This is a genomic window from Bacillus sp. NPDC094064 (assembly GCF_050279585.1).
GTDB lineage: Bacteria > Bacillota > Bacilli > Bacillales > Bacillaceae_G > Bacillus_A.
The window spans coordinates 17,286-40,534 of sequence record NZ_JBNNUI010000004.1 but is presented as its reverse complement, the minus strand read 5'-3'; the positions used below and the strand labels follow the sequence as shown (position 1 = coordinate 40,534).

23 protein-coding genes, 2 tRNA genes and 1 pseudogene are annotated in these 23,249 nt (G+C 35.8%); 23 read left to right on the top strand and 3 right to left on the bottom strand.

What is annotated here, in order from left to right:
• The first annotated feature begins 67 nt into the window (after positions 1–67).
• The gene (locus ACQKNI_RS10740; protein WP_088230756.1) at positions 68–640 is read left to right on the top strand and encodes a helix-turn-helix domain-containing protein; all 573 of its coding nucleotides are present in this window, start codon (positions 68–70) and stop codon (positions 638–640) included.
• A gap of 71 nt (positions 641–711) precedes the next feature.
• On the opposite strand, the gene ACQKNI_RS10735 is transcribed toward ACQKNI_RS10740, so the two are convergent.
• On the bottom strand, positions 712–897 hold the full coding sequence (locus tag ACQKNI_RS10735) for a PspC domain-containing protein (protein WP_088230755.1): 186 nt from the start codon (positions 895–897) through the stop codon (positions 712–714).
• 180 nt (positions 898–1,077) lie between these two features.
• On the opposite strand from ACQKNI_RS10735, the gene ACQKNI_RS10730 reads away from it, so the two are divergent.
• From ACQKNI_RS10730 to ACQKNI_RS10700, 7 genes are all read left to right on the top strand, one after another.
• Positions 1,078–2,319, top strand: coding sequence for an amidohydrolase family protein (locus tag ACQKNI_RS10730; RefSeq protein ID WP_098841303.1), 1,242 nt, complete (start codon positions 1,078–1,080; stop codon positions 2,317–2,319).
• 98 nt (positions 2,320–2,417) lie between these two features.
• Positions 2,418–3,713 (top strand): purine/pyrimidine permease, encoded by a 1,296-nt coding sequence (locus ACQKNI_RS10725; RefSeq protein WP_088230753.1) that lies wholly within the window; start codon positions 2,418–2,420, stop codon positions 3,711–3,713.
• A gap of 165 nt (positions 3,714–3,878) precedes the next feature.
• A complete protein-coding gene (gene gerE / locus ACQKNI_RS10720; protein WP_000659484.1) occupies positions 3,879–4,103 on the top strand; it encodes a spore germination transcription factor GerE in 225 nt (74 codons plus the stop codon).
• Between the two features lie 446 nt (positions 4,104–4,549).
• Complete coding sequence (locus ACQKNI_RS10715) at positions 4,550–5,083, top strand: hypothetical protein (protein WP_088230733.1); 534 nt, start codon at positions 4,550–4,552, stop codon at positions 5,081–5,083.
• A gap of 307 nt (positions 5,084–5,390) precedes the next feature.
• Complete coding sequence (locus tag ACQKNI_RS10710) at positions 5,391–6,059, top strand: ABC transporter permease subunit (RefSeq protein WP_240522898.1); 669 nt, start codon at positions 5,391–5,393, stop codon at positions 6,057–6,059.
• Positions 6,060–6,069: 10 nt separating this feature from the next.
• The gene (locus ACQKNI_RS10705; protein WP_255291247.1) at positions 6,070–7,077 is read left to right on the top strand and encodes an ABC transporter permease; all 1,008 of its coding nucleotides are present in this window, start codon (positions 6,070–6,072) and stop codon (positions 7,075–7,077) included.
• 175 nt (positions 7,078–7,252) lie between these two features.
• Positions 7,253–8,512 carry a helix-turn-helix domain-containing protein gene (locus tag ACQKNI_RS10700; RefSeq protein ID WP_427282362.1) on the top strand — a complete coding sequence of 420 codons (1,260 nt, stop codon included), beginning with the start codon at positions 7,253–7,255 and terminating at the stop codon, positions 8,510–8,512.
• Between the two features lie 361 nt (positions 8,513–8,873).
• Here ACQKNI_RS10700 and ACQKNI_RS10695 read toward each other — a convergent pair whose 3' ends face one another.
• A complete protein-coding gene (locus ACQKNI_RS10695) occupies positions 8,874–9,440 on the bottom strand; it encodes a TcaA NTF2-like domain-containing protein (protein WP_098253409.1) in 567 nt (188 codons plus the stop codon).
• A 166-nt stretch (positions 9,441–9,606) separates the two neighbouring features.
• Here ACQKNI_RS10695 and gerE (ACQKNI_RS10690) point away from each other — a divergent pair.
• The 10 genes and pseudogenes from gerE (ACQKNI_RS10690) to ACQKNI_RS10645 all read left to right on the top strand — a co-directional run.
• Positions 9,607–9,696 (top strand): annotated as a pseudogene (gerE, locus tag ACQKNI_RS10690) (spore germination transcription factor GerE); the annotation flags it as partial.
• A 77-nt stretch (positions 9,697–9,773) separates the two neighbouring features.
• The gene (locus ACQKNI_RS10685) at positions 9,774–10,436 is read left to right on the top strand and encodes a type 1 glutamine amidotransferase domain-containing protein (RefSeq protein ID WP_098253408.1); all 663 of its coding nucleotides are present in this window, start codon (positions 9,774–9,776) and stop codon (positions 10,434–10,436) included.
• A gap of 438 nt (positions 10,437–10,874) precedes the next feature.
• The gene (racE, locus tag ACQKNI_RS10680; RefSeq protein WP_088230729.1) at positions 10,875–11,684 is read left to right on the top strand and encodes a glutamate racemase; all 810 of its coding nucleotides are present in this window, start codon (positions 10,875–10,877) and stop codon (positions 11,682–11,684) included.
• Positions 11,685–11,807: 123 nt separating this feature from the next.
• Positions 11,808–12,854, top strand: a complete 1,047-nt coding sequence (locus tag ACQKNI_RS10675) for a GerMN domain-containing protein (RefSeq protein WP_088230728.1) — start codon at positions 11,808–11,810, stop codon at positions 12,852–12,854.
• Between the two features lie 130 nt (positions 12,855–12,984).
• Entirely contained in the window at positions 12,985–13,722 is a 738-nt protein-coding gene (gene rph / locus ACQKNI_RS10670) for a ribonuclease PH (protein ID WP_001261769.1), read from the top strand.
• Positions 13,723–13,733: 11 nt separating this feature from the next.
• Entirely contained in the window at positions 13,734–14,342 is a 609-nt protein-coding gene (locus tag ACQKNI_RS10665) for an XTP/dITP diphosphatase (protein ID WP_141555273.1), read from the top strand.
• Positions 14,343–14,355: 13 nt separating this feature from the next.
• Positions 14,356–14,859: a metallophosphoesterase gene (locus ACQKNI_RS10660; RefSeq protein ID WP_088230726.1), complete on the top strand. Its 504-nt coding sequence runs from the start codon at positions 14,356–14,358 to the stop codon at positions 14,857–14,859.
• 109 nt (positions 14,860–14,968) lie between these two features.
• A tRNA-Gly gene (locus ACQKNI_RS10655) sits at positions 14,969–15,042 on the top strand.
• Between the two features lies 1 nt (position 15,043).
• Positions 15,044–15,117 (top strand) — tRNA-Arg (locus tag ACQKNI_RS10650).
• 531 nt (positions 15,118–15,648) lie between these two features.
• Positions 15,649–15,849 carry a cytoplasmic protein gene (locus ACQKNI_RS10645; protein ID WP_088230725.1) on the top strand — a complete coding sequence of 67 codons (201 nt, stop codon included), beginning with the start codon at positions 15,649–15,651 and terminating at the stop codon, positions 15,847–15,849.
• Positions 15,850–15,934: 85 nt separating this feature from the next.
• Here the strand turns inward: ACQKNI_RS10645 and ACQKNI_RS10640 are convergent, their stop codons facing one another.
• Positions 15,935–16,549, bottom strand: a complete 615-nt coding sequence (locus ACQKNI_RS10640) for a PH domain-containing protein (RefSeq protein ID WP_088230724.1) — start codon at positions 16,547–16,549, stop codon at positions 15,935–15,937.
• A 316-nt stretch (positions 16,550–16,865) separates the two neighbouring features.
• Between ACQKNI_RS10640 and ACQKNI_RS10635 the strand changes: the two genes are divergently transcribed.
• The 5 genes from ACQKNI_RS10635 to lonB all read left to right on the top strand — a co-directional run bounded on the left by ACQKNI_RS10635 (position 16,866) and on the right by lonB (position 23,199).
• A complete protein-coding gene (locus ACQKNI_RS10635; protein ID WP_088230723.1) occupies positions 16,866–17,114 on the top strand; it encodes a hypothetical protein in 249 nt (82 codons plus the stop codon).
• A gap of 198 nt (positions 17,115–17,312) precedes the next feature.
• Positions 17,313–18,311, top strand: a complete 999-nt coding sequence (locus ACQKNI_RS10630) for a hypothetical protein (RefSeq protein WP_088230722.1) — start codon at positions 17,313–17,315, stop codon at positions 18,309–18,311.
• Between the two features lie 309 nt (positions 18,312–18,620).
• Entirely contained in the window at positions 18,621–19,898 is a 1,278-nt protein-coding gene (gene tig / locus ACQKNI_RS10625; protein ID WP_088230721.1) for a trigger factor, read from the top strand.
• Between the two features lie 264 nt (positions 19,899–20,162).
• Complete coding sequence (gene clpX / locus ACQKNI_RS10620; protein ID WP_000472280.1) at positions 20,163–21,422, top strand: ATP-dependent protease ATP-binding subunit ClpX; 1,260 nt, start codon at positions 20,163–20,165, stop codon at positions 21,420–21,422.
• Positions 21,423–21,528: 106 nt separating this feature from the next.
• Complete coding sequence (gene lonB / locus ACQKNI_RS10615; RefSeq protein WP_140417367.1) at positions 21,529–23,199, top strand: ATP-dependent protease LonB; 1,671 nt, start codon at positions 21,529–21,531, stop codon at positions 23,197–23,199.
• Positions 23,200–23,249: the final 50 nt, after the last annotated feature.

Here is a 23,249-nt window from a genome sequence, read left to right as displayed (position 1 = left end):
ATGTATAGTATACTATACTTTAAAGTAATAAAAGTAAACTATTTTATACATTAAGGTGGTTTTATAGATGAAAGAAAATGAAGATATGCAAACGAAAGAAGTCATTCAGCAAGTAGGTCAGCTACTAAGACAAATTCGAAATGAAAAAAAATTAAGTTTAGAAGAATTAGCTCAAAAAACAGGGGTTAGTAAATTAACATTAGGAAAAATTGAAAGAGGAGAAACGAATCCAACGTTAGCCGTCATTTGGAAAATAACGAAAGGATTATCCATTCCTTTATCGAGGTTAATGGTTGTTGGAGAACCTGTAGCTGTTGCGCGCTGCGGTGAAGGGTTTGCAGTAGATGTAGGACAAGCGTGGCATTTAGAAACGATGTTCCGTTATACGAAAGAAACGGGGATGGAAATGCACCGTGCTTGTTTAAGATCAAATAGTATATATGAACCGGAAGCTCATCATGAAGGTGCTATTGAACTTGTAACGGTAATGAAAGGGAAAGTTTCGATTCAAGTGGAGAATGATACATACGAATTAAATGAGTTTGACTCTATCCAATTTGAAGCAAATAAGAAACATAGTTACCGAAATAATGGGGATGAAGTGGCGGTATTACATTTAACGATGAAGTATTCTTCATAAAAACAAGCACCTATAGAACAGAATTCTATAGGTGCTTGCTTATATTTCGTTTAAGTATATAAATGATGCCGTTAGTACGAACGTGGCATAAGTAATAAACAAATGAGATAGATTAAAAAACCTGTTCCAAAACATAGAACGGCAATGACCCAAAGTATTCGAATGAGAGTAGAACTAATATCAAAATATTCTCCTAAACCACCACATACACCAGATAACATTTTATCAGTTTCGGATTTACATAATTTTTTTGACATATTACGATCAACTCCTTTTTATATCAAACTACATACTTCTATTCTATATGGAAATTTATGAGAAGACTATGAGGTTGTATGACATTTTTTTAGGGAGCAGTCTTATTAATTGTCTTAATTTTCAGGTGATATTAAAATTATAAAAAAGGTAACTTTTAATAAAGGGTGGGGGCAATAGAGATGACAGTATACTGGTTGACTAATGTAACGCTTGAATCGGGGTATACATATGAAGAAGGGAGAATTTCTAAAACAGAAACAGAGTTATGTAGTTTACTCATTGAAGGTGGACAAATTAAAAAAATTATAGCAGGGGCTGTTCAAGAGGAAGGGGTACTAATTCTTGATGCTAATCGTTTATTGATTTTGCCCGCTTTCGAAGAGATGCATATTCACATTGATAAGACCTATTATAGTGGTCCTTGGAAAGCTTGTATGCCAGCAGAAAGTATTTTTACACGTTTTAATGAAGAAGAAAAAATTTTGCCAAAGCAATTAGCAAGTGCTCAAGATAGGGCGGGAAATATGTTAGCGTTATTGCTTCGAAATGGTGCAACGAATATAAGAACGCATTGTAACGTTGATCCGATTATTGGACTTGGTAATTTGGAGGCGACGTTAGCGGCGTTGGAAACATATAAAAATCAGGTTTCTGGTAGAATTGTTGCTTTTCCGCAACATGGATTATTGCGCAGTAACTCTGTGCAACTTGTGAAAGATGCGATGCGTATGGGTGCGCATCTAGTCGGTGGAGTGGATCCAGCTACAGTGGATAATGATATTGAAAAATCATTACATACAATTATGGATATCGCGGTAGAGTTTAATGCGGATGTTGATATTCATCTGCATGATGCGAACAATCTTGGAACGTTTACGATGAAGAGATTGGCAAGTCTAACAGAAGAAGCGGGATGGCAAGGTCGCGTAACAATTAGTCATGCGCTTGGACTTGGTGGTGTTACGGATAAAGAAGCTGAAGAAGTGGCGGAAAGACTAGCTGCTTTAAACATTGATATTACTTCAACGGTGCCAATTGGGAAACAAGTAATCCCAATTCCGTTATTAGATAAAAAGGGTGTGAAAGTTTCATTAGGAAATGATAGTATTACTGATCATTGGTCACCGTTTGGAACGGGTGATATGCTGCAAAAGGCAAATCGATTAGCGGAACGTTTTGGGTGGAGTGATGAAAGGTCTTTAGGAAAGGCACTTCGCTTTATTACGGGAGGAAAAGAAACGTTAAACAATGAAGGGGAGCGAGCGTGGCCGAATGTAGGAGATGAAGCGAGTTTTGTTTTGACGAATGCAACATGTACTGCTGAAGCGGTGGCGCGTCAAACAGAGAAGCGCTTAGTCGTACATAAAGGAAATGTTGTTGTTGGCAGTTTAAATGAAGTGGAATTAAATAATCTTGTGTAAAGGAATCGTTTAAATGTTTTGGGAAGGGTTCTAATTGTAAGTGTAGAACCTTTCTTTTTTATGCTTACAGTATATTTCTTATAAGGAATATAGAAGGGATGAAAAAATTGGGCAATCAACACAATCAAAATCATATTATGGGAACTTTGCAATGGTTTATATTTTTATTAGCGAATTCAATCGCACTACCAATTGTTGTTGGCGGATTATTTCACCTTACGACGGAAGAAATATTTTATTTAATGCAGCGTACGTTTTTTGTAGTTGGTATATCCTCTTTTTTACAAGGTTGGATTGGACATAGACTACCAATTGCGGATGGGCCAGCTGGATCTTGGGTTGGTGTATTTACTGTACTTGCTTATGCAACTGTCGGGCAGGATCAATTACATAGTACGTTGCAAATTTTAGAATTAGGAATGATAATTTCCGGTGTAATTTTAATAGGATTAGGAGTAAGTGGTTTTATAGGGCGTATTTTATTTTTATTTACGCCGCTTGTGACAGGGACGTTTTTACTTTTGTTATGTTTACAACTAAGTGGTGTATTTTTGAAAGGAATGCTAGGAATTACAGCCACTGTTTCTCAAGTCGATGGATTTACAGCAATAATCGCGTTTAGTATATTTTTGTTCGTTATTATACTATCTAATTTTGGGAAAGGTTTTGTTAAAAGTTATGCAGTTTTAATTGGATTAATTAGTGGGTGGATTATCTTTTTAATTGCAGGGAAAGTGACGATTCCGTCTCAAGTAACTCACTTTGTGCAATTTCCACATATATTTGCTTGGGGACTTCCGAAATGGAATACAGGGATGGCTGTATCAAGTTTCGTTATGGTATGTATTTTAGTTTCAAATACAGTAGCTGCTATTATAGCGATTAATCAAGCTACCATTCATAAAGCGACGATTGAACAAAAACAGTTGAGAGATGGTACGTGGGTTGGAGGCATCTCGCATATTATTTCCTCCGTATTTTCAACTGTAGGTGTCGTTCCGTTACCAGCAACAGCAGGATTTATACGCTTAACAAAACAAAAATATATACGATCGTTCTTAATGGCATGTGTACTACTAGTCGTTATGTCGCTTTTTCCAAGTATTATTCGTTACTTAGCGTCGTTACCATCCGCTGTTGCATCTGCAGTTTTAATGGCTTCATTCGTACAGTTAATCGGGATCGGGCTAAACAATATAAAACAAGTGGAGCTTAATGAAAGGAATGTAACAATTTTAGGAGTAGCAGTATTATTTGGCAGCGGTGTTATGTTTTTACCGTCTGGAGCACTCCAATCGTTGCCGTCTGTTATGCAATATATATTCGGCAATGGTTTGTTCGTAGGTACAGTTGTGAGTATATTACTAGAACAAATATGGCGCATTGGAAAGTAAGTGGATAAAAAGAGGGTGCGCACTGTATAAAAGTCTAAAATAACATAGGAAATAAAGCCCATTTTCATTCACCACCTGCACATTTCGTTCATACAATATCTTGACTAAATAAACACCCAACTTACACATACACGGCTCTGGCTTAAGCAAGGAGGGTTATACCAGTTGAAGGAAAAAGCGTATCAATCTAAACCTTTACTCACAAAGAGAGAAAGAGAAGTATTTGAATTACTGGTTCAAGATAAAACAACGAAAGAAATTGCAGGTGAACTTTTTATTAGTGAAAAAACAGTACGCAATCATATCTCAAACGCAATGCAAAAGCTAGGGGTTAAAGGACGTTCACAAGCAGTTGTAGAGCTTCTTCGCATGGGAGAGCTCGAACTATAAGAAGTAAGCCGACTTTTATACAAAAAGTCGGCTATTTTTTGTTTGTATTTTGAAGTGAATGATTGAAACAAAAACATGCTGAGAAGTAAGAGACGTCTAGTTTTTAATTTGTGAATTTTTCCACTTCAATTCTTGATTTACTTAACATATCTATTACCTGCTAGGTAGCTCATATTAATTTTTAGTCCGATAATTAGTGTTAATTTTCCCAATTGTCTGATTTTAAAGTTGTGTGGATAATAAAGATATAAGTTCAATAAAAAGTATTTTAACAGGTTGGGAGTTGGTTTTAACAAATATGAAGTTATACATATTACTTATATTGTCATAATTGACCAAGATTTTAAGAATAAATGGAAATTATTGAGGGGAAAAAGGGTTGGATAGACATATTAAGAAAGTTTAATAGTAAGTCATTACAAATTTCAAATCAATAGGAGGGGACCATGAAAAAACTTTGGGTTGTCATTGCGTTACTTTGTTTGGTATTTGTGGGATGTAGTAACGAAAAAGTTTCACGAGTAGTGAAAAAAGAGGTTACGTTAGATGCTGGGGTCAAAGGGATAGGAAATAAAATCTTTTTGTACGGTAATAGTAATTTACCCGAAGGAACATTCATTAAAGTGGTTTTTAAGGAGATTGATGCAAATCAATCTATAGCTGAAAATACAGTTAAGGTTGATAAAGATGGTAAGTATAATTGGGAGACAGATAAACCGAAGTTAGATCAAGAGTACGAATTGAACGTCATGTTTTTACCAGAAAAACAATCAAAAGAAGTTCAACAGAAATATGGTAAAACGGGAGAAGCAATTGATAAGGAATCGATAGGTTTCATTAAATACGAGGTAGAGGGAAAGACATATACAGGTATTAAAATGTATTCTCGTGTTCATAAGATTACAAAGGAAGAAAATGGGCAAAGTACACAAGGGCAAAGTACAAGGTTATCTGAAGTAATGCAGCCACCTCTTGATTAATTCTACAGTATTTTGAATTAAGCTTTTGTTAAGTACGTTGAAGAAAGGGGGACAAGGCATAAAGTCTCGATCTTATATAAGATCGAGACTTTTGCCAATTATTATGAAAATAGTAAAGGTATTTTGTCGATATGGAGTGGATTTGCTTCTCACCCTCTTTACTATTCTATTCATCATTGCTTTTTCGAGAAGTTATATTCATCTTCCAAATCTGCAGGGATGGAATGTACTTTGGGAGCAACTTCAACATCTTTTTTTTAGTTTATTATCAATCAATGAAATTCAAGTGCGGATTAACAATTTACATATGGAATCTTTAGTTTCGGCAATGAAAGAGCCATATGTATACTCATTAAGTATTTTATGGGGAGGATTCATCGTCTCATTTTGTATTGCGATGGTTTTTGCTTATTTATGTTTTAACTTACCAAAGAGGGTACAGAAGGTTATTAAAGGAGTAGCCTTTTTTATTGAGTCTATTCCTGATGTGGTGTTTATTTTCTCCATTCAACTCTTTGTTATTTGGGTATTTCAAAAAACGGATTTATTAGTGGTAAAACCATTGGCTGGATTTGATAATGTGTATATGTTACCGATTTTTACGATAGCAATTTTACCTTCTGTTATGTTGTTTCAAATGATGATTTTAGCGTTTCAAAATGAGGAAACGAAAACATATGTTGAATACGCAAAAGCAAAGGGGTTGTCACGAAAAGATATTTTATTTCGACATATCTTTCGTAATGCGTTAGTAACGGTGTTTTCTAATATGCAATATTTATTTTGGTTTATGCTGTCCAATTTGTTAGTGGCGGAATATTTGTTTAATATGCGTGGTTTTTTTAGTTTTCTCTACAAGCACAAGTTTGAAACGGAGGTTTTAGCAATAGGTTTGATTGCGGTTTTTATTCCGTTTTATATTGTAGATATTGTAGGGAAATGGTTTATTACTTATTTAACAGGAGAGGGTGAATAGGGTGAATAGGGTGAAACGTTTGTTGCGTAATAAGTATTTTGTTTGCAGCTTTCTATTCATTTGTTGTTTATTAATCATGAGTTTTCTATACTCTTGGTATTTAAAAGAACATATCCCTATTCCTCCTAAAATGTTATATGGAGATCAAGAACAGGTAGTTGATATCCCGCCTTATCCACCTAGTTGGAAGTATCCGTTTGGTGTAGATCGCCAAGGGGAAGACGTATTTTGGAAGGTTATAGATGGGGCAAAATATACCATTTTTATAGCGTTAATAACGAGCTTATTGCGAATTTTTCTTGGTGTAATAGGCGGAGTAATCTATGCGTTTTATCTGAAACGATTTCAATTTATAATAGAGGGAATGATTAGAGCATTTCGTTTTGTTCCAGCTGTAATGCTTACAATTTTGTTTTTTGTTGGATTGCCATTTGTTGAAAATGGTTCAAGCCTAGATGTAATAGGAAAACAAATTGTTATCTTAGCTCTTGTAGCAGTTCCTCCTTTAATTAGTTTAATTGGAATGGAAGTGAATCAATTTTTGAAAAATGAATTTGTAGCTTGTTCGCGCACTTTAGGTGCAGGTGATATGTGGTTATTACGAAGGCATTTATTTCCTCATTTGCGCCCGAAGTTATTTTTATTTTTTATGCAACAAACAGTACAAGTTTTGTTACTTCTAGTTCATCTAGGGACATTTCAAATTTTGATTGGCGGAGCTAAAGAGATATTAAAATCTGGTGGAACTGGACCAGCGCAGACAATCTCCTTATCATTATCAAACGAATGGTCAGGAATTATTGGTTTATCCTATCAGGAATTAATGCTGGATCAATGGATTATAGTAGGACCATGTATAGGATTTGTCCTTGTTATTTTTGCTTTCAATTTGATGAGCAAAGGAATTGAGCAAGTTATGAATGAGAGAAAAGTATATACACAAGTAGAAGCTGTAGATAGTAATAAAGTGAATCATTCAAAAAATGGTACAGACTTTGAATTTGTAAATTTACAATAGGTCATTATATAACTCATGAAAAAGAAGGTATGATATTGTTGTCAAGATAAATGACTAATGGTATCATACCTTCTTTTTTAATCGTATATTTGATTTTGTGTAGCTTTAGATGATTGAATATTCAGTAAAATAATAGTAAAATTTATATAGTAATTATTGGAAAAGGGGATCTTGTATGGGTATTGGGAAAATTATTTATTACCACAGAAAAAAACAAGGTAAGACGCAAGAAGAATTGTGCGGGGGTATATGTTCGGTTACGCATTTAAGTAAAATAGAGAATAACTCAAAAGAAGCAAATATAGGTACTTTAAAATTATTATGTGAGCGATTGGAGATATCTATTGAAAAGGAAGAGGGGAAAATAAGAGATATTCAAAAGAAAATAGATGGTTTCTATGATGCGATAGAGCGATTAAATAAAGTAAAAGCACAGTCCTTATACAATTTTTTGAGCAATGATAAAGAGTATATAAGTTGCACGAAATACATTTATTTATACGAATTATGTGAATTGAGATATTATTTGTTTTTAGATAAATTAGATGAGGTCGAAAAAATGTTTGAAAAAATTAATAAGCATAAAAGGAAATTTTCCCAGTATGAAAGGTGTTTATCAGATTTTTTATATGTTATATATTATCTAAAAAAGAATGAATTTACTAATGCACTAAAAGCATTACATGATATTAGCGAGTTAGTTGAAATTTATGGAGATAAAATAAAAGAGTATGATTATTATCAAGCTTTAGTACATAGTAAATTGAATCATTCCACTTTAGCTATCTATTTCGGATATAAAGCGTTAAAAATATTTCAAGACACGAGCAATATTTATCGTATACTACATGCTAAAACAATTATTGCAATTCATCTTATAAGAACAGGCGAATATAAGGCAGCTGAAACAACCCTATTGGAGATGTTAGATGATGCTGAATTGATGCAAAATGAATCAGAAGCAGCAAGAACTTTGCATAATTTGGGTTTTTTGTATGAGTCTCAGAAAAAACAAGTAAAAGCATTAGATTATTACTATAAATCATTGCAGTTAAAACAAAAGCATACACAGATTTATTCCCTAACATTAAGAAATATTGCGCAAATTTTTCTGGAACTGCAAGAGTTTGAAAAAGTAGTTGAGATCCTAAAAGAAGAACTTCTCGTTTTTGAAAATAAAGAAAATACAGAATATGTGAAGTTAAATGTGTTATATCTACAGGCATTAGGGAAAGAGGAATCTTTAATTCACTATTTAATTCATCACGGTCTACCTATTATGAAAAAAAATAATCAACTAGAAGAAGCTTTAGAATATGTAGAGAAAATTGCTTTCTATTATAAAGAAAGTAATCTTCCATTATCTAATGAGTATCTTCGTATTAGTAATAATATATTAAAAAGCTTATTGCATAATAGGGAATATAATGAGTAAGTTGATTAAATATATCGTATTACGTATTATCTTTTTATCTCTGTGGATATATCGAGTGCATAAGGCGAAATGTATCACCTAGGTTTCGGTGCCATTTTATTAATTAGAATGAATCGAAGGTGAATAAAACAATATACATAAGAATTTATTATTCACTAATTCTTATGTGTATAAAATAATTTATTTACAGCAGTAAAAACAGTACATAAAAGGCAGTTCCGTAAGTTTGGAACTGCCCAAAAGATTAAAATTCTTCATAAGTTTGTCTAATCTCAATTGTTTTTTATTGAGAACTTAAGTGTGATAAAAAGTCTATGTAAACCATTATAGAATGGTTTATTATCTTTTTGCTAAGAAAAGTTTACAATGGTTTATGATCACTTACCTTAAGTTTGTTATTTTCATCAACTATAAGCGTGTATTTATGCTCACCCTTATCCGCAGGTTTCTTTTTCCCATGATTATAAATGTCATATTCTTCGTATGTGTATACTACGTATTCATTGGGGTTTTTCACTTCTACCTCTGTAACTTGACTCTTTAGTAGTTCCTTTGTGGTTTTGTTGGTGTAGTTTTCATCGATCTCCTGAAGTTGTGCTGCTTGAAAACTTCCTTTAGAGGTCAGATAACCTTTAACTTCATCCAAATCATTGTCATTTAGGACCCTTACATTTGCACTGTTATTTAGAGCTTGTACACTTGCGCGGTTATAGCGGCTCATAAATTCATCAATTTCAGTTTTGGAAAAATTTTTTGTTTTTTCCGAAACTTCACTTTGCTGTAGTGCAGCTTCTTTAGAATTGTTTTTATCAAAGAATCTCTCCAAAAAAGATGCACCATCATTTAAAAGGCCAAATAGAGCAGCACCACCAAAGATAATACCGCCTGCAAGTGCCTTTGCACGCCCCGATTTTTTTTCAGAACTCATAAATCTCCATCTCTCCTTGTATAAATATGAATAAATAAATTCTAGTGTAATTTTACCATGTCATTTTAAAGAAAAATAGAACTTTAATTTTTTTATTCTAAGTATATCTGTAGGAGAAAAAGTAGCGTTTATTTGACACTTATGTGGTGAAATTTAGGTTCTACTACACATCTCAAACGCAATGCAAAAGCTAGGGGTTAAAGGACGCTCACAGGCAGTTGTAGAGCTTCTTCGCATGGGAGAGCTCGAACTATAAGAAGTAAGCCGACTTTTATACAAAAGGTCGGCTATTTTTTGTTTGTTTCATGCATAAATAGGTAGTAAGGAGGGGATATGTTGAAAAGGATATTATTAGTTTCAACAAGTGCTCATGATATGAATGGACACCCGACTGGTTTGTGGCTTGAAGAGCTTGCTGCTCCTTATCATTTGTTTAAAAAGGCTAAGTTTGATGTTGATATTGTGTCGATAAAAGGCGGGAGAGTACCTATTGATAGAGTATCTATCCCAAACGGTATCCCACGTGAATTTAAGTATGTCGCTTCTTTATTGCAAAATACGAAGCCGATCTCTACTGTTCATTTTTCAGATTATGATGCGGTTTTATTTGGTGGTGGGCACGGGGCGATTGTAGATTTTCCAGGTAATCCGTATGTAGCAAATTTAATTGAGAATATGTACAATAGTAACCGGATTGTCGCTGCTGTTTGTCACGGAGTAAGCTCCTTAGTAGGTGTGAAAAATAAGGATGGCTCGTTCTTTAGTGCTGGTAAGCGTATAACAGGTTATACGAATGATGAAGAAAAAGCTGTGCATTTAGAAAAACGAGTTCCATTTTTGCTAGAAAGTAAGTTGAAAGAGGAAGGGGCTTTCTTTTATGTTGCTCCTAATTTTACGCCGCATGTTGTAGTAGATGGGCATTTAATTACAGGGCAAAATCCGCAGTCTAGTGTGGAAATAGGTAAGGCTATAAAAAGAGTTGTAAACAAATTATAGTCTTTTTAATTTCTGCGCATTGCTTCTTATTAATAGGAATGTCTTCTATTCAGAGAAAGGTAGCGTAATAAATACGTACTTTATTATAGAAGAAACCGACTTTCATTTAGAGGGCCGGTTATTTTTCTGTCTTGCAAATTACGAAAAAAAGGAGCAAAATAAAAAAGGTCCTAGTCTATACAGGTACACATAAAAATTTTTCATACAGGAGCATTTTAAGTGAGCGAACTTAAAATGCGTAAAATATAATGATAAACATAAAGTGAAACTTTAATCAGTGGGGGTGTTCATCCCCGCTGATTATTAGCCTTCACCAATCGGGTGTTTATAGGCAGTGGATCTCCTGCTTAACTTCTTTGCTGCAACCGAATGTTGAGGTGGGAGTTTTACTGCCCGTTAACGCGGGATAAAATAAGATGATGAATGAGAAAACGGGTGATGAAGTTGAGTAGAGCAATCGGTGTTATCGATTCAGGAGTTGGCGGTTTAACAGTAGCGAAGGAATTAATTCGTCAGTTGCCGAAAGAGCGTATTATATATTTAGGAGATACAGCACGTTGCCCGTATGGTCCGCGTTCTCGAGAGGAAGTGCGTCAATTTACGTGGGAAATGACAGAGCATTTATTAGATTTAAATATTAAAATGCTAGTTATTGCGTGTAATACAGCAACTGCGGTTGTACTAGAAGAAATGCAGAAGCAATTACCGATTCCGGTAGTAGGAGTTATCCATCCGGGGTCACGCACAGCTTTAAAAGTGACAAATACGTACCATGTTGGGATTATTGGAACGATTGGAACGGTGAAAAGTGGTGCGTACGAAGAGGCGTTAAAGTCTATTAATAACCGTGTTATGGTAGAAAGTTTAGCTTGCCCGCCTTTCGTTGAACTTGTAGAGAGTGGGAATTTCGAAAGCGAAATGGCGTATGAAGTTGTGAGGGAAACGTTGCAACCGCTGAAAAGCACTGATATTGATACGCTTATTTTAGGGTGTACACATTATCCGATTTTAGGCCCGGTTATTAAAAAGGTAATGGGAGATAAAGTGCAATTAATTAGTTCGGGTGATGAAACAGCGCGTGAAGTAAGTACGATTTTATACCATAGTAAAATGTTAAATGAAGGAGAAGAACAAAGTGATCATCTCTTCTTAACGACTGGTAAAATAGGCTTATTTAAAGAAATTGCATCAAAGTGGTTCGGTCAGCCGATTGAAAATGTGAAGCATATCAATTTAGAAGCAGAATAATAGTAGACTCATATAAGTGAACTCCTGAGAAATCAGGGGTTTTTATTTATAAGTGGCTTGTTCTAAAATGTGAAACAGCTCGTATACATAATAGTACAAACTTAGCTTTTAGGGGGGAATGGCATGCCTAAATCCACTTTTAAATGGGTTGTTGGTGCTACTGTGAGTGCTGTTTTACTAACAGGGTGTGGCTTTATAAATCAGGAGAAAGCAACTGAACAAATTGATCCACCAAAACAAGTTACTTATACAGAGGGTGGAAAGAAAGAGGTAGCTAAGAAAGATAAACAAGGGCAAACGATAAATAGGGAACTATACCTTGTTGATAAAAATGGTTATGTCGTACCACAAACGTTAACTATACCAACTCCGAAAGCGAATGAGGTCATGCAGCAAACGCTAGAATACCTTGTGCAAGATGGGCCGGTAACGGATTTGTTACCGAATGGGTTCCGTGCGGTCATTCCAGCAAATACAACGATGACCTTGAATTTGAAAAAAGATGGGACGGCAGTCATTGATTTCTCTAAAGAGATGAAAAACTACGCCAAAGAAGAAGAGCGTCAAATTGTTGAATCTATAGCGTGGACGTTGACGCAATTTAAAGAGGTAAAACAAGTGCAGTTCCAAATAAATGGTGAAAAAATAGCGAGGATGCCTGTCGGTGGTACGCCGCTTGGTGAAGGGGTGAGCCGCGCGAATGGTATTAACTTTGATGATGAACAAGTAGCCGATGTAACAAATACAAAACCAGTCACATTGTATTTTATGGCGCAAAATAATAAACAGCAATATTATGTGCCGGTTACGCGTCGCGTTGCCGAAGGGAAAGAAAATGATATTACGACAGTTGTAAATGAACTAGTTAAAGGGCCGAATCAAAATTCACTGTTGAGTGACTTTAATCCAGGGGTCAAACTTATTACGAATCCGAAATTGCAAGACGGGAATATTACGTTAAACTTTAATGAAAATATATTTGCGAATAAAGATAAAAGTAAGATTTCAAATTACGTATTGAAATCATTAGTTTTATCTTTAACGGAAAAACAAGGTGTGAAAAATGTTTCTATTCAAGTGAATGGGAAAGCAAATCTTATGGATGAGAAGGGTGAAAAGTTAACAAAACCTGTGAATCGTCCAGAAAACGTGAATACAGGTGGTTTTTAATCACGGATAATTTGATATACTTATGTAAGAAAGGGGAATTGCTTTTTGGGTTCTCCTTCTTTTATTGTATACATATCATACATTTAAATTTGGCTATACTAACGAGTAGTAGTTATGAGGAGGTTATTTTATGCGAGTAGATGGTAGAGAGAAAACAGAATTACGCCATATACATATTCATACGAATTATTTAAAACATCCAGAAGGATCAGTATTAATTGAAGTTGGGGATACGAAGGTAATTTGCTCAGCGACAATTGAAGAGCGTGTACCACCGTTTATGCGTGGAGAAGGAAAGGGCTGGGTAACAGCTGAATACGCGATGATTCCACGTGCGACAGAACAACGTACAATCAGAGAGTCAAGTAAAGGGAAAGTAACAGGGCGTACAATGGAAATCCAACGTTTAATTGGACGAGCATTACGTGCGGTAGTTGATTTAGAAGCGCTTGGCGAGAGAACGGTTTGGATTGACTGTGATGTGATTCAAGCAGATGGTGGAACGAGAACTGCTTCTATTACAGGTGCATATGTAGCAATGGTATTAGCGTTTGAGAAGTTATTGCAAGCAGAAAAAGTATCTAAAATTCCAGTGAAAGATTATTTAGCAGCAACGTCAGTAGGGATTGTTGAAGAGCAAGGTGTTGTTCTAGACTTAAACTACATAGAAGATTCTAAAGCAGACGTTGATATGAACGTAATTATGACTGGAAAAGGTCAGTTTGTTGAAGTGCAAGGAACTGGGGAAGAAGCGACGTTTAGCAGAGCGCAGTTAAATGAATTACTTGATGCTGCGGAACAAGGCATTTTCCAACTAATTGACATGCAAAAAGAAGCGTTAGGTGACATCGTATCTCATATAGAGTAGAGGTGGAAAATATGAAACAAGTTGTTGTAGCAACAAATAATATGGGGAAAGTACGTGAGTTTGCTGAGTTATTTGGGCGATTTGATTTAGAAGTGAAATCATTACACGATTTTCCTCATATTGAAGAAGTTGAAGAAACGGGCGAAACATTTGAAGAAAATGCAATCTTAAAAGCAGATAGTCTAAGTAAACAGCTGGATGCAATCGTAATTGCGGATGATTCAGGTCTTATTGTAGATGCTTTAAACGGAAAACCAGGCGTGTATTCAGCTCGTTTTGCTGGAGAACCGAAAGACGATCAAGCGAACATCGATAAAGTGTTACAAGAATTAAATGATGTCGATTTTGAAAAACGTAAAGCTCGTTTCTACTGTGCACTAGCAGTTGCATTCCCAGAAGCGGATAAAGAACCGGTAATTGTGAATGGAACGTGTGAAGGGTACATTTTAGAACAGCGCCGCGGGGAAAACGGTTTTGGATATGATCCAATCTTTTATGTAGAAGAATATAAAAAAGCGATGGCGGAACTAAGTTCAGATGAGAAAAACGCCATTAGTCACCGCGGGCGTGCTCTTCGTAAGTTAGAAGAAAAAATCCCGGAATGGTTTTTAGGAGAATAAGGGAGAGAGATTGATGAAAGCTTTAATCGTAAGCGATAGTCATAGCTCTGTGAAGGAATTACAGCAGTTAAAAGCGAAATATGAAGGGAAAGTAGATATCATGATTCATTGCGGTGATTCAGAGCTAACACCTGCTCATGAAGAACTGCAAGGTTTCCACGTTGTAAAAGGGAACTGTGATTATGCTAACTTTCAAGACGAAATTGTAACGGACGTAGATGGTATTCGTTTCGTAGTGGTACATGGACATCGTCATAACGTGAAAATGACATTACAAACGTTAGCGTACCGTGCAGAAGAGGCAGGGGCACAAGTTGCGTGCTTCGGACACTCTCACGTATTAGGTGCGGAATTAATCGACGGCGTTTTATTTATTAATCCAGGCAGTATTTTATTGCCACGTCAGCGTGTAGAGAAGACATTTGCTTTATTAGAAATGGATGAAAATCAAATGGAAGTTCGTTTTGAAACATTAGACGGACAACTAGTTGAACAAGCAGTTTTTAAAAGAGGATAAGAAAAATTATCCTCTTTTAAAAAAGATGTTGACTTTATGAGTGGTTATACATATAATAAATATTGTCGATAGGGCAACAGCGCTAACGAAGAAGAAAAAAATAATATATGCGGGTGTAGTTTAGTGGTAAAACAAGAGCCTTCCAAGCTCTGGTCGAGAGTTCGATTCTCTTCACCCGCTCCATGTCCCAGTAGCTCAGCCGGATAGAGCATACGCCTTCTAAGCGTACGGTCGGGAGTTCGAATCTCTCCTGGGACGCTAACAAAACCTTGTTATCTTTTGATAACAAGGTTTTTTGTTTGTCTAAAAATTGCTGTATGTGAAAGAACTGTGAAATTTTTCCGAATCTCTTTCTATTTCGTTAGCTATTTTATCGAATTCTGCTAAAACAGTGGACATATTGATACATACGTTATCAGCAACGAAGACTGACACGATGTGGATGATCAAAAGAAAGTACGATTAATGAACTCGGCGGATCGAACGTTGCACAATCAATTCAAAAGATATGATATCCCTTATAATGCAATATGCGCATTCAACGCATGCTTAGTAATCGTTTATAACGATACAAACAAAATGCAGCGGCAAGGGATCGTATCGTTTGGCGTAACTGGCGTCGGCTCAGTCGAATGCAAAGGAAATATCGTTCTTGGTGCGATTGAGCAGCTGTTATCGGAACTTATCCCCCGACAGTGTGTTACAATTAATCGAAGTGGAAAGCGAGGATCTCCAATTGACTGGTTGGACAGTTTAAGAAGGTTGTATAAAAAGGGAGATGGCGCAAAGATGGCGAGATCAAAAGAAAATGATTTAACAGAAAAATTGGCAGAAGGTAAACGAAAATATGGTGACGGCAACTTTACAATACGGAACATCGGTGATGAAACTGACCCGAATTGGACTGTCGTAAAAAATGTGAGGAAGGGATCAGCAGGCATTCGCGAAGAGGAAGATATATTAAGACTGCGATCAAAATATATAAAATAGTACGGAAATGGGCGGATCGGGAGTTCGAATCTCTCCTGGGACGCTAAGAAACCCTTGTTATCTTTTGATAACAAGGGTTTCTTGTTTAGTTATTAATAAACTTCTCAAAAACAAAACCATAATCTTTCACATTATATTGTTTCTTCGTATCAACAAGCCAGTTAAAGGCGATCTCGTTCATCTCTTTAAATTGCTCTGCTAAATTTACTTGTGCGTTTGAAATGCGGCTGAAAGCGTTAGATGCCATATCTAGGCTTTTATGTGCATACTGCAATGTAATATTGTTGTCGTATGAAATTTCTTCGATTTTAAGTAAAGCTTTATATAAATCTTTTAATTCTTCAATATGTTTTTTATGAACATCAATTGAATAATGCTCATCGCCCATTTGAAACTTAATTTCTACATCTAAATCAATTGTTCCCGCAGTTTCGAGTGCTACGTTTTTAATTGGATATTTACTATAGTTATAGCGGCGAAGTGTGCGCTTTTTACTTGTTGCACTTGTACCGTCTAGGTGGATTAATCCTTTGTTTGTGAAGCAGTATTCATCTGTTTTTGATTTAATTAGAAAATAAATTTTTTCTCCATCTTCATGCATCACGTAATCATCAGCATCAACTTTATCATAATCTTTCGGTGTAATAACAGAACCTACATCGCTTAGTCCTAATACATCTGCAGCCATTTTTTTAAACATATATAATCCCCCTTGTAAATTAAATTCTTAATTGTACAAAAATATCTTAACACGATTTTAAATCAATTTTTGAAATCTTACAATTCTGTAAGGTAACTGTAAGGAAGTTCGATGGTAACAAATTACTAATTCTCTATAATGAAGATAACAACGATAAAACGAGGAGGAAGAAATGATGAAAGGGTTAATCGTAACAGGTTTAACGGTAGCTTTTGGATTTGTAGCGTATGAGAAATTAACGTATGTAATTGATGTTGTAAAACATTTAGTAGCGTAGAAAAAACTACCATGAGAGGGAAAGGGAATGAGTGAATGAATGGAATGGTTATTTGGAATTATAGGTACTTGTAGTGTAGTGTTATTGTTCTTTGTCCCAAGTGGTATACTTAGTTCGACAACGAGTTTTTTCTTCTTAAGTTTGTTTGGTTGTACGATGCTTATTATTATGTTTTTAATGAAGCGAAGTAAACCAATCTTCTATTTTAGCATGATTGTTATGGCAATTATTGTTCTCCAAATTATTACCCTTGTTCTATACCCCACAATTATAAAAGCTTTCCATTAATAGTGAATCCTCTGCGCTTGTTGCTGAGGGTTTTTATTTATATAATCTTGTTTTTTTAATAAAGATTTGTTCGTATTGAAATATAAAAATAGAATATTTTTATATTTCAAATAAATATTTTGGGGATGTTGTGTTCTCATTACGCATTTGATATATTTACTTTGAGCATAATTAAAATCAAGAAAAAGAGGCGGACGTATGGATAAAAAAGAAAATACGGTCGTATTGTTTCCTCAACTATCAGAGCGTTATATTGATGAAGGTTTTTTAGCCCTGAAAGAGCGGAAATTTGAAGATGCATTGCGCTGCTTTGAAATATTACGTCAGTATAATGCGGAAACGGAACAAACGGAATTAGCTTCAGTTATTTGTTTGTTGGAATTAAAACGTATGGAAGAAGCGAAAGACAAATGTGAACAGTTACTTGAAACAGGAGCTGTATTATTTGGTGATATTCTTGAAACGTATGTGACGATTTTAGTTCAAACAAATGATTATGAAGGTGTTATTGAAACTGTTGAAAAAGTTTTGCAAACGAAAGACATAATGCCGGAACAAAAAGAAAAATTAGCGCAGCTCGCTTTATTTGCAGAAGGAATGCTAAATGAGGAAGATGCATCATTAGCAGATTCTAATTTTGATTTGGACGAGTTTACTAATGAGATTTTTGGTGAAAACTTCGGGCAAAAGTTAAGGGCAATTCAGCAACTTTCGTTAAAAGATTTGGATCTTGCATTACCTGTTTTAAAGAAATTTTTAATAGACGAACAGCAGCACCCTTATTTGAAAACTTCTATTTTATATAAAATGATAGAAAATCAAATAGAAGAAGAGATAGAAGTAGAGAAGTTTGGAAATACGATCAAGGTGATTCCAGCATTTACAGGTCATAATGAGGAGCAATCCGATAACATTATACATATATTATCAAGCCGATTAGAGCAAAATTATCCGGATATATTTGATGCGATGGTTACATACTGGAAAGAACTACAAATTGGTGTTTTCCCATTCGCTCTATTAATGGATAAAGTAGAGATCTGGGCAGCTGTTTTAGAGAGAATTGGAAGAAAGCGTTTCGGATTGGCTATTGATGAAGAAGAGCTTATGACAGCGTACAATATTGAATTAGAAGAGTTTCATATTGCCTATCAATGGTTATTACGTGTTGAAAGAGAAGGATATTTGCCCGTATAATTATGAAAAAGAGTTGTTCAGTTCTTGAAACGAGCATATTCTATGTTATAATGTAAGGGTTGCAAAAGGCAGAAATCTGCCTGTTTGTAAGAGAAGAGAAGTGTAATTCTCTTACTTAATATGTTTCATATTATTCTCGAACAAAATATACCGTAATTGTCTTTTAGACAATTAATAGATTGAAACATTATATCTGAAAGCTTTTGCTAGAGGATTATTTGTGCATTTGTTATTTCAAAAAAGAGATAATGAAGGTCTTAATCTATAGAGGTATGTGCATACATTATTATAGTTGGAGGGAAAGAATAAATGTCTACAAAATGGGAAAAATTAGAAGGTAACGTTGGCGTTTTAACAATCGAAGTTGATGCTAAAGAAGTAAACAGCTCTATCGACGCTGCGTTCAAAAAAGTAGTAAAAACAATTAACGTACCAGGTTTCCGTAAAGGAAAAATGCCTCGTCCGTTATTCGAACAACGCTTTGGTATCGAATCTTTATACCAAGATGCTTTAGATATCATCTTACCAAAAGCATACGGTGAAGCAATCGATGAAGCTGGCATCTTCCCAGTTGCTCATCCTGAAATCGACATCGAGAAGTTCGAAAAAAATGCTAACCTTATCTTCACTGCAAAAGTTACAGTGAAACCTGAAGTTAAATTAGGTGAGTACAAAGGTTTAGCAGTAGAAAAAGTTGAAACAACTGTAACTGACGAAGATGTAGAGAACGAATTAAAAGCTTTACAAGAGCGTCAAGCTGAACTAGTTGTTAAAGAAGAAGGAACTGTTGAAAACGGTGATACAGCTGTAATCGACTTCGAAGGTTTCGTTGATGGCGAAGCATTTGAGGGCGGAAAAGGCGAAAACTACTCTCTTGCAATCGGTTCTGGTACATTCATCCCAGGTTTCGAAGAGCAAGTAATTGGTCTTAAATCTGGTGAGTCTAAAGACGTTGAAGTATCATTCCCAGAAGAGTACCATGCTGCTGAATTAGCTGGCAAACCAGCAACATTCAAAGTAACAATTCACGAAATCAAAACAAAAGAACTTCCTGAGTTAAACGACGAGTTCGCTAAAGAAGCAGACGAAGCGGTTGCAACTCTTGATGAATTAAAAGCGAAACTTCGCACAAACTTAGAAGAAGGCAAAAAGCACGAAGCTGAGCACAAAGTACGTGACGAAGTAGTAGAATTAGCTGCTGCTAACGCTGAAATCGACATTCCAGAAGCTATGATCGACACTGAGTTAGATCGTATGGTTCGCGAATTCGAGCAACGTTTAAGCCAACAAGGTATGAACCTTGAGCTTTACTACCAATTCACAGGTACTGACGCTGACAAGTTAAAAGAGCAAATGAAAGAAGACGCTCAAAAACGCGTAAGAATCAACCTTGTTCTTGAAGCTATCATCGAAGCTGAAAACATCGAAGTTACTGAAGAAGAAGTAACTGCAGAAGTTGAAAAAATGGCTGAAATGTACGGTATGCCAGTAGATGCTATCAAGCAAGCTCTTGGAAGCGTAGACGCTTTATCTGAAGATCTTAAAGTGCGTAAAGCTGTAGACTTCTTAGTAGACAACGCTGCGTAATAAAATAACAAGGCACGATTAAAATCGTGCCTTGTTTTATAAATATAGAAATATATTTATAAAACTTTTTGACGAAGAAGGAAATGTTCCTTTGTAAGTCGAATATACATATTTCAAAAGTTTTAAAAATTTTTTATTTGTACATAACTAGTCATATTATTTGTATTTCTCGCCACGTAGTGACATAATATGTATTTACATACGATACATTTATCGTGTACATACGAAGGCAAGAGGTTAGCACTTTGTAAGGGGTGTGAAAATATGTTTAAATTTAATGATGAAAAAGGGCAATTAAAATGTTCTTTCTGTGGTAAAACACAAACGCAAGTTCGAAAGTTAGTTGCAGGTCCAGGTGTTTACATTTGTGACGAGTGTATCGAACTTTGTACTGAAATTGTACAAGAGGAGCTTGCGAAGGACGAAGAAGTAGAATTCAAAGATGTACCGAAACCGGTAGAAATTCGTGAAATCTTAGATGAGTATGTCATCGGACAAGATAACGCGAAAAAAGCACTAGCGGTAGCGGTATATAACCATTACAAACGCATTAATTCTAACAGCAAAATTGATGATGTAGAATTAGCGAAGAGTAATATCGCACTTATCGGGCCAACAGGTAGTGGTAAAACATTATTGGCACAAACGTTAGCGCGTATTTTAAATGTTCCATTTGCAATCGCGGACGCAACATCTTTAACAGAAGCTGGATACGTTGGGGAAGATGTAGAAAACATCTTACTAAAATTAATCCAAGCAGCTGATTATGATGTAGAAAAAGCGGAAAAAGGAATCATTTATATTGATGAGATTGATAAAGTGGCACGTAAGTCCGAAAATCCATCAATTACACGTGATGTATCTGGTGAAGGTGTGCAGCAGGCACTTCTGAAAATTTTAGAAGGTACTGTAGCAAGCGTTCCGCCTCAAGGTGGTCGTAAGCATCCACATCAAGAGTTTATTCAAATTGATACAACGAACATCTTATTCATTTGTGGTGGAGCGTTTGATGGCATCGAGCCAATTATTAAACGCCGCCTTGGTGAAAAAGTAATTGGATTTGGTTCTGAGAAGAAAAATGCTGATGTAAATGAAAAGCATGTTTTATCGCACGTATTACCAGAGGACCTTTTAAGATTTGGTTTAATTCCAGAGTTTATTGGTCGTCTTCCAGTTATTGCGAACCTAGAGCCACTTGATGAAGATGCTCTTGTTGATATTTTAACGAAACCGAAAAATGCACTTGTTAAGCAATTCCAAAAATTATTGGAGCTTGACGATGTTGAGTTAGAGTTTGAAGAAGGTGCACTAATCGAAATTGCGAAGAAAGCAATTGAACGTAAAACAGGTGCTCGTGGACTTCGTTCTATTATTGAAGGCTTAATGCTTGATGTAATGTTCGAACTTCCATCTCGCAAAGATATCGAGAAGTGTGTTCTTACAAAAGAAACAGTAGCTGATAATGCAGCACCAAAATTGGTGTTACAAGACGGTACTGTACTTGATACAAAAACATCTGCATAATACAAAGGAGAAACAGCAATTTTTATAATTGCTGTTTTTCTTTATGTTTAGCTACGTTCCTCCGCGGAAATACTAAAGGATAAAACATTGCGGGAGGAAATAAATGATGAGCTGGACAAATATATTTTTAGTTGTTCAACTTGTTTTTGGGGTAATTGTCGGATTGTATTTTTGGCATTTACTTCGAAATCAGCGAACACAAAAAGTTTCAATTGATCGAGAATCAAAAAAAGAATTAGAGCAACTTCGTAAAATGCGCGAGATTTCTTTAACAGAGCCGCTTGCAGAAAAGGTGCGTCCTACATCCTTTTTAGATATTGTAGGGCAAGAGGACGGAATTAAGTCGTTAAAAGCGGCTCTTTGTGGTCCGAACCCGCAACATGTAATTATCTATGGCCCGCCAGGTGTCGGAAAGACAGCGGCAGCACGCCTTGTATTAGAAGAAGCGAAACGAAATCCGAAATCTCCATTTCGTACGAATGCAACATTTATTGAACTCGATGCGACGACAGCGAGGTTTGATGAACGTGGTATTGCAGATCCTTTAATTGGCTCGGTGCATGATCCAATTTATCAAGGTGCGGGTGCGATGGGGCAAGCTGGTATCCCGCAACCGAAAAAAGGCGCTGTAACAGATGCGCACGGTGGTATTTTGTTCATTGATGAGATTGGTGAACTGCACCCGATTCAAATGAACAAAATGTTAAAGGTGTTAGAAGATCGGAAAGTATTTTTAGAAAGTGCGTATTACAGTGAAGAGAATACGATGATTCCAACATATATACATGATATTTTTCAAAAAGGTTTACCGGCAGATTTTCGCTTAGTCGGTGCGACGACACGTTCACCAGAGGAAATTCCACCTGCCATTCGTTCGCGTTGCCTAGAAGTGTTTTTCCGTGAGTTAGATACAGAGGAAATTCAAAAAGTCGCGAAGAATGCAGCTGAAAAAGTGGAAATGCAAATAGGTGAAAATGGTGTTGAGATGATTGGCATGTATGCAAGAAATGGACGAGAAGCGATTAATCTTGTGCAAATTTCTGCTGGTATGGCGATAAATGAAGAACGTACTTTCATTAAAGATGAAGATATAGAATGGGTTGTTCATTCTAGTCAACTTACACCGAAATATGAAAAACATATTTATCCGATTCCGAGGATTGGTCTTGTAAACGGACTTGCTGTATATGGTCCGAATACGGGCGCGTTATTAGAAATTGAAGTAACAGCAATCGAGGCAAAAGATAAAGGATCCGTAAATGTTACCGGAATTGTAGAAGAAGAAAGTATTGGTAGTCAAACGAAATCGATTCGCCGTAAAAGTATGGCGAAAGGTTCTGTAGACAATGTATTAACAGTACTTCGTTCTCTAGATGTGTTGCCAGAAGGGTACGATATACATATTAATTTTCCAGGCGGTATCCCGATTGATGGGCCTTCGGCAGGAATCGCTATGGCAACAGGTGTATATTCAGCAGTGCATCGTACGTATGTGAATAATGAAGTAGCGATGACAGGTGAGATAAGTATACACGGAGAAGTGAAGCCTATTGGTGGTGTGTACGCGAAAATAAAAGCTGCGAAAAAAGCCGGGGCTAAGAAAGTCATCATCCCTGCTGAAAACATGCAACCGCTTTTGTATACAATAAAGGGAATTGAAATTATTCCTGTTCGTAAGTTAAAAGAAGTATTTGAGCTAACGTTTATGCAGGAAAATACGCATCGCGGGCTTGATGTACATACTGCTGTAGATGAAACAGATGCACAATCAATGTGAGGATAGATGATAATAAAATTTGCAAGACTTCGTTTAAGTTTGTATGCTTA

Excerpts from the sequence above, each read along its gene's own strand:
- ACQKNI_RS10740 (WP_088230756.1), top strand. The coding sequence starts at position 68 with ATGAAAGAAAATGAAGATATGCAAACGAAAGAAGTCATTCAGCAAGTA.
- ACQKNI_RS10735 (WP_088230755.1), bottom strand. The coding sequence starts at position 897 with ATGTCAAAAAAATTATGTAAATCCGAAACTGATAAAATGTTATCTGGT.
- ACQKNI_RS10730 (WP_098841303.1), top strand. The coding sequence starts at position 1,078 with ATGACAGTATACTGGTTGACTAATGTAACGCTTGAATCGGGGTATACA.
- ACQKNI_RS10725 (WP_088230753.1), top strand. The coding sequence starts at position 2,418 with ATGAAAAAATTGGGCAATCAACACAATCAAAATCATATTATGGGAACT.
- ACQKNI_RS10715 (WP_088230733.1), top strand. The coding sequence starts at position 4,550 with ATGAAAAAACTTTGGGTTGTCATTGCGTTACTTTGTTTGGTATTTGTG.
- ACQKNI_RS10710 (WP_240522898.1), top strand. The coding sequence starts at position 5,391 with ATGGAATCTTTAGTTTCGGCAATGAAAGAGCCATATGTATACTCATTA.
- ACQKNI_RS10700 (WP_427282362.1), top strand. The coding sequence starts at position 7,253 with ATGGGTATTGGGAAAATTATTTATTACCACAGAAAAAAACAAGGTAAG.
- ACQKNI_RS10695 (WP_098253409.1), bottom strand. The coding sequence starts at position 9,440 with ATGAGTTCTGAAAAAAAATCGGGGCGTGCAAAGGCACTTGCAGGCGGT.
- ACQKNI_RS10685 (WP_098253408.1), top strand. The coding sequence starts at position 9,774 with ATGTTGAAAAGGATATTATTAGTTTCAACAAGTGCTCATGATATGAAT.
- racE (WP_088230729.1), top strand. The coding sequence starts at position 10,875 with ATGAAGTTGAGTAGAGCAATCGGTGTTATCGATTCAGGAGTTGGCGGT.
- ACQKNI_RS10675 (WP_088230728.1), top strand. The coding sequence starts at position 11,808 with ATGCCTAAATCCACTTTTAAATGGGTTGTTGGTGCTACTGTGAGTGCT.
- rph (WP_001261769.1), top strand. The coding sequence starts at position 12,985 with ATGCGAGTAGATGGTAGAGAGAAAACAGAATTACGCCATATACATATT.
- ACQKNI_RS10665 (WP_141555273.1), top strand. The coding sequence starts at position 13,734 with ATGAAACAAGTTGTTGTAGCAACAAATAATATGGGGAAAGTACGTGAG.
- ACQKNI_RS10660 (WP_088230726.1), top strand. The coding sequence starts at position 14,356 with ATGAAAGCTTTAATCGTAAGCGATAGTCATAGCTCTGTGAAGGAATTA.
- ACQKNI_RS10645 (WP_088230725.1), top strand. The coding sequence starts at position 15,649 with ATGGCGAGATCAAAAGAAAATGATTTAACAGAAAAATTGGCAGAAGGT.
- ACQKNI_RS10640 (WP_088230724.1), bottom strand. The coding sequence starts at position 16,549 with ATGTTTAAAAAAATGGCTGCAGATGTATTAGGACTAAGCGATGTAGGT.
- ACQKNI_RS10635 (WP_088230723.1), top strand. The coding sequence starts at position 16,866 with ATGGAATGGTTATTTGGAATTATAGGTACTTGTAGTGTAGTGTTATTG.
- ACQKNI_RS10630 (WP_088230722.1), top strand. The coding sequence starts at position 17,313 with ATGGATAAAAAAGAAAATACGGTCGTATTGTTTCCTCAACTATCAGAG.
- tig (WP_088230721.1), top strand. The coding sequence starts at position 18,621 with ATGTCTACAAAATGGGAAAAATTAGAAGGTAACGTTGGCGTTTTAACA.
- clpX (WP_000472280.1), top strand. The coding sequence starts at position 20,163 with ATGTTTAAATTTAATGATGAAAAAGGGCAATTAAAATGTTCTTTCTGT.
- lonB (WP_140417367.1), top strand. The coding sequence starts at position 21,529 with ATGAGCTGGACAAATATATTTTTAGTTGTTCAACTTGTTTTTGGGGTA.